Below are 5,814 nucleotides of genomic sequence, written 5' to 3' on the forward strand. Positions count from 1 at the left end.
GAGTTTAGAGTTCCGGCTACCAGGCCGCTACCTAGATGAGCGTTTGAGTTTGCCGTTAGCCCGCCGCCGATGCTAGCGCCACTTCCTTGTTTTTCCACCACTTGCTTTGTTGCAGCTGCGGCATTAGTCTGGCCATCTGCTTTAGCGGCTCCTGGCTGCTCCACTTGCTCATCGCTCTGGGCTGGCCGCTTTGTCTGGCTAGCATTTGCAGTATCCCGTCGGCCTTGGCGTAGTATTTGCTCATCGCTTGCTTGTCGTCCGCCTGCTCGGCTTGCATTATCGCCGATACCAGAAACGCTATCTCGTAGTCCGTTAGCTTCTTTTTCATTGACTAAATTTCCTTTTTGGGATATAATTTCATCAGTAGCGCTAGGAACTTGAACGCGCGAATGGGGGTCGAAAGTCCTAGCAAGCCCCCTACGATCTTGTTTATAATCTACAAAATTTCGGTCGCTATAATAATCAAAAACTTTTTTTCCGTCATTGTATTCGTCTATTACTACCCTAAATTTAACGCCGTTTTCTTTTAAGTCGTAGGCATATCTTATCCTATCGCTAAATTGCTCAAAGCTATCCTCTGCGATCCTTCCGCCTCTAACAACATCCATTATGCCTAGCAGCTCCTCGTTCGTTAAGCCTCCGGTTTTCTCTATGCCTGCATGCTTTATCATGATTTTTTTGACGCCAGCATTTCTACTACCACGTTCAAGCATGTATAGATCGTTTAAATCTTTGCCTTGAAGCGTCACCTTGTCTTTATTGCCGACAAAAACGTCATAAACGTCTTTTTGTTCGTCGTTTAACTTATCTACGTTAATTTCGCTTGCCAGCTTTTCTCTTGCGACCGTCAATTTATCCCTTTTTAAGCCTCCTTGCTCTATACTAGGCCCATCGGGGCGGATCATAGGGTGTTGCCTATACGCCTCGTCTTTATTTATATTTACTCCGTTTTTTGCATTTATCTCAAATTCTCTCGTCAAATTTTTCCGTATTTGCTCATCGTATACTTCGGCTACTTTGCCGTTTGCGTACTCTTTGGCGATATTTATATCTTTTTTTGCGTAGGCTTGCGTAAAAGCTTGCGCGCTCTCGTCAGAAAAGCCCCTTTGTTTTAGCCTTGCGGCGTAAATTTCTGGAGTATAGGCCTGCGCCGCGATATCTTTTTCGATCGCGTAAAATATCCCTTGCCCGGCAAGCCTAGGATCTACGTCCGCACCGCCATTATAGGCTCTAGTGTAGTTTATCTCGTCGGCTCCGGGTTTAAATTTAGCGTTGATTAACTCTCTAGTCGCACTTATGGACATACCTTGTTTTTGGTATTCATTGATAGCTTTTTGAGTCTGGGCGTATCTTACGGCAGATTGCTCGCGCGCGCTCTCTAGGCTTTGTTTTGCGGCTTCTATTTGCTCACCGTAAGCTCTAGCGTAGTCTCTTTGATTTTCAAAGTTTTTAAATTTAACTATATCCGCGTAAGTATCGGCATCTACAAAGTCGCTTTTTTCTTTGCCTTGTGCGGCTTCTTTGACTACCTTCGCCGCCGTCTCTTCATCTAGCCCCGCTTCGCTAGTCGCAAACTCGCGCGCGGTCATCGTCTGGACATCGACTTCGCGTTGCGACGAGGAGCTTTGCTTTATTGCACCGTCCGAAGCTTCGCCGCCCCGTGCCGAGGACTCCGTATTTACGGCCTCGTCCGCTCCGCGTCTAGCTGCGTCGCTATTTCCGTCCGCCGCCTTTATCTCACTTCCGCCCAGATCGTCCGTAGCGCGCAAAAACTCGCTATTTTCGGCCTGGCTTACCGCGTCCGCTTCGTTTGCGACTCTGCTTGCGCGGCGCTTTGCTATGAGTTTGCTTATGCCTTGGACGCTCTGATCTATCGCGTGTCCTAAAACAAAACCTCCGGCCGCGCCGTAACCCATATTTTTTAGCGTCTCTTCGTCGTTTTTACCCTCACCTAGAGCCATCACGCCGCCGCTTGCCGCGCCCGTTCCGGCAAAGTATAAACTTTTCTTGCCAAACTGCGCCAGCTTGCTTCCTTTGCTAAGCAGACCTATGCCGCTGAAGAAATTTAACGGATCGGCAACCATCTCCGTGCCTATTTCGGTTGCACGGCTACCCCACGACGTCTCGCCGGTAGCCTTTTCGTAGTCGTCTCGCAGCTTCTCCGCGCTTTTGATTTTAGGGCGCAAGCCTTTTTCTATGGCGTTTTGATAGACGTAGTCCCCTTTTTCGTCGCGCTTGCCTTCATAAAACGGATTAATAAAATCGCTCACGCGCTCGGCGGCGTTTGCAATGCCGGCTACCGCTTTAGCCGCGCCAAGCCCCCAGCCGTGTTTTTTAGCGCCAAAGTCTTCAAATTTTTGAGCGTTTCTCGCCTCTTCTTCGCTAATCTCGCCGCGCATAATACCTTGAACTAGCTTGCCCTCTAGCCCGGCGTCAGATAGCTCATTTCTTTTGGCTTGCTTGTCGGACATATATTGACGTTTGGCCATATCGGCGATTAAATTTGGCAAAAATCCCATATTTTCTAGCTGCGTTATTTTATCATCGCCCAAATATTCGCGTATCGTAATCATTTTTACTCCTCGCCCGAGCAAAGCCCGAGCCTGCGGGCGGGGATTTTATCCCCTGCACCCCTCTGAAGCCCTGCCTTACGGCGGGGACCCGTTTTATCTCACATTGCTCCGTCATCGCCGAAAATAAACGGCTTTTCCCTCGCTAGATCGCTTTTTCTCTCTTTATATCCGGATTGTTCGCCTTTGGCTTCGCGCTTAGCATCGGACTCCTTCGCCAGCTCGTCTACGAAATTTTTATTTAGATAGTAGCCGTCTTTGGAGTTTTTTGCTACGCCAAGATGCGCATACTCGTTATATGTAGCCGCATCGACTTTCACCCAGCTTTCATCGCCGGGCGCGGCCTTGTTTGAGCTAAAACGCTGCATGATGTTTCCTATAGCCAAGACTTCCGCGTCGCTCTTGCCTTTCGTTTCATTCGGGAAAAACTGCCTATACGCCGCTACGTTTGCCGCATCTTCTTGTTTTTGGCGGTTAAGTTTGTCCGTGCGCTCCTGCGCTAGCGAGCCGTAGTAACCGGCTTGCGCGTTAGCGCGCGCCCAATCAACAGCTCTATCTTTATCGGCCCTTAACATCTCCATGTCTAACTTTTTTTGATTATAAATACGATCTTTTTCATCTTTGTCTTTTTGATACACTAGTTCATCAGCCTTGGCTTTCATCGTCTCGGCGTGCGAGTTTTTTCTAAAATTTAACTCGTCGTTTTTAAAAAGCTTTTCCTCTTGATATCTTTGATTCTCATCGTCTATTTTTTGGCGCTCTTTGCCGATCTGCCCTATTTTCATGAGACTATCGCCAAAAGCCGCGAAGCCCGCTCCGATGCCTGCGCCCTTGCTATATTCGGGCGCTCTTAGGTAGTCGATGTTAAATCGCATTTTCCTCGTCCTTTCTCTTACTCATCGCGCTTATCCACCCCTGCTCCAAATTCTGCTGCGCCTGATTTCGGCGGCGCTTCTCTTCTTTGAGTAGATCAAGGTTTAGTTTATAGGTTTTATCCGCGGCCTTGCCTTGTTTGTAGGCGCTATATGCACTGCCTAAGCCGCCCACCAAAGCACCCGCAGCCTGCAAGCCGTCGGCGTTGTTTTTAATCCCGTCTGAAAGATTTTTCCACCAATCCCACATATTTTCTCCTTTTATTTTTTTTACTCCTCGCCGGAGCAAAGCTCCGCCTGCGGCAAGTTTTAGAAAAACTTGACTAAACTAAAGCCCTGCTTCGCGGGGACCCGTTTTTTACTTATATTATTACTCTTTACCGTCCTAAATTTCGTATATTATTTCTTACCGCTCTTGTTGCCGCCAGAGTTTCTCTCGGCTTGCCTTTCCCTACTTTTCTCTCCGCGGCTCGTTTTGCCGTATCCGGTCGTGCCGCCGATGTTGCCGCCCCTACGGTTGCCTGAGCTGTTTGCGCGACCCGAGTTCATTGCCGAGCTTACGCTGCCGCTTTTGCCGGCCTTATCGGCTGCCTCGGCCGCCATTGCGCCGCCTCTGCTGTGCGCTCCGGTATTATTTATCCCGCCGCGCGAATCTTTGTTGCCATAATTACCGAAAAATCCGCGCTCGTAATCCTCTTTAAATTTCTGCATTCCAAGCGTCTTGCCCCACCTTGAGTATCCGTGATACTCGTATGCCGTCTGCCCGAATCTAGACCCGGCAAATCCTTCAAACGTACTTTTATTTACTCCTACGGTTCGCGAGCTTGCGGCGCCGTATTGCATTTTGGTTATAGCAGTCTCCACTGCATCCATGATGTCGTCAAAGGCTGCGGAGTATAGCTGCCTTCCAAACGGCGAAAAGCCGTCTGGTTTAAAGCCTGCCACCGAGCCAAACGTGCTCTTTTCTAGCGCAGTTTCTATCTGCGAACGGCTAAAGCTTTGATTCATTCTCGACATTATGCTGCCCGCATCCATAAATCTATTTGCGCGCGTTAGCCCCATGTCTCTTGCGGGCGTGTTTAGGTAGTCGCTAAATTTCTCTATCGGATGCGCGTATTCAAATTTCTTGCCTCTCCACTCGTAGCCCACCGTTTGGCCGTACTGATTTTCTAGCTCGATCCTGCCTATATCAAAACCAAGCGCCCTTTTTACCCCGTCTAAAAACCCTATCTTTTGCTCATACATCGGTTCTCCCCTACTCGTAAATCCCGCCAAATCGCCGCCGAAGCCGAAATGATTATCAAGCCCGCTCATTACCTCAAACGTCTCCGTAAAAAGGCTATTTAGCGCAAAGCCTATGGCTATCGTACCGAAGGCCGAAGTTATGCCAAACGCCTTTGATAGCGTCTGCACGCCTAGGCTTACCATCTCTTTTTTTATGCTTGCGGTCACTACGTCGTGGATAGTGGCTACGCTTATTTGCCCGTCGTACGCCCAGCCCGCCGCGATCGCCGCCAGCGGCCCCCACTTGTTCATGGCATACCCTTGCAGCGCCGCTCTTAACGCGCCCTTTTTCCTCTCTTCTGCCAGCTCTCTTAAGAACTCCCCGCTCACCGCTCCGCTTCGCCCCATCGTCCTACCCTCGGGTCCGGCAAAGTCTTTGTCTCTCTCGCGCAGTATATCTCTTGCTTTATCTACCGCCTTGCTTACCGCATCCTCTATCTCTTCGCCGGCCGCTTCCGCCGCCTCGTCCCTAGCTCTTTTACTCCACTCGCGAAATATCAAAATTTGCATAGGAAGCAGCGCCAGCTCGGCATAGTCTTCATTGAGGTCGAGAATCGAAAGCGTGAGAGAATAGCTTTGAGAGATAAAAAGCGAGGCGAGATTTGGCATAGGCTCGAAGCTCGGGCTATACGCCGAACCTCCCGCAAAGAGATAGTCAAACGCCGGGGCGCCTGCCATAAAAGAAAATACGTCGCTATCTTCGGGATTTGTAATATTTAAAATATCATTAAACGCGATATAGGTATTTATTTTTTACTCCTCGTCGGAGCCAAGCTCCGCCTGCGGGCGGGGATTTTATCCCCTGCACCCCTCTGAAGCCCTACCTTACGGTGGGGACCCGTTGTTCTCCTCGGCAAAGCCGATGCTTGCGGTTGCGAGCGACTGCGAAACAAAAAGCCCGCTTTTTAAGGCAAGGGCTAGGCGCCCTTAGCCTACGCTCAAGCACGCCGATGCTTGCGGCGGGAGCGTATTTCTTTGCCGAAATGCTATTTTTTGGATTAAGAAAATTTATGTATAATTTGATTAGAGGTCAAAGCCGGAGGGTGAGGCCTTCGGCTTTTAGTTTTGCCTCTGAGAGGAGGTGAGAT

3 protein-coding genes and 1 pseudogene are annotated in these 5,814 nt (G+C 49.5%); all 4 read right to left on the bottom strand.

The window, feature by feature from the left end:
• A pseudogene (locus tag RYL88_RS11025) lies at positions 1-2,573 on the bottom strand (hypothetical protein); the annotation flags it as partial.
• Between the two features lie 98 nt (positions 2,574-2,671).
• Positions 2,672-3,445, bottom strand: a complete 774-nt coding sequence (locus RYL88_RS11030) for a hypothetical protein (protein ID WP_314991289.1) — start codon at positions 3,443-3,445, stop codon at positions 2,672-2,674.
• Positions 3,435-3,692 carry a hypothetical protein gene (locus RYL88_RS11035; RefSeq protein WP_314239536.1) on the bottom strand — a complete coding sequence of 86 codons (258 nt, stop codon included), beginning with the start codon at positions 3,690-3,692 and terminating at the stop codon, positions 3,435-3,437. The genes RYL88_RS11030 and RYL88_RS11035 overlap by 11 nt, the downstream gene beginning before the upstream one ends.
• A 149-nt stretch (positions 3,693-3,841) precedes the next feature.
• Positions 3,842-5,404 (bottom strand): hypothetical protein, encoded by a 1,563-nt coding sequence (locus tag RYL88_RS11040; protein ID WP_314991292.1) that lies wholly within the window; start codon positions 5,402-5,404, stop codon positions 3,842-3,844.
• Between the last annotated feature and the right edge of the window lie 410 nt (positions 5,405-5,814).

Source organism: uncultured Campylobacter sp. (assembly GCF_963517995.1).
Taxonomy (GTDB): domain Bacteria; phylum Campylobacterota; class Campylobacteria; order Campylobacterales; family Campylobacteraceae; genus Campylobacter_A.

What these genes read in the sequence shown, in the direction of transcription:
- RYL88_RS11040 (WP_314991292.1), bottom strand. Translation starts at nt 5,404, where the DNA reads ATGGCAGGCGCCCCGGCGTTTGACTATCTCTTTGCGGGAGGTTCGGCG.
- RYL88_RS11030 (WP_314991289.1), bottom strand. Translation starts at nt 3,445, where the DNA reads ATGCGATTTAACATCGACTACCTAAGAGCGCCCGAATATAGCAAGGGC.
- RYL88_RS11035 (WP_314239536.1), bottom strand. Translation starts at nt 3,692, where the DNA reads ATGTGGGATTGGTGGAAAAATCTTTCAGACGGGATTAAAAACAACGCC.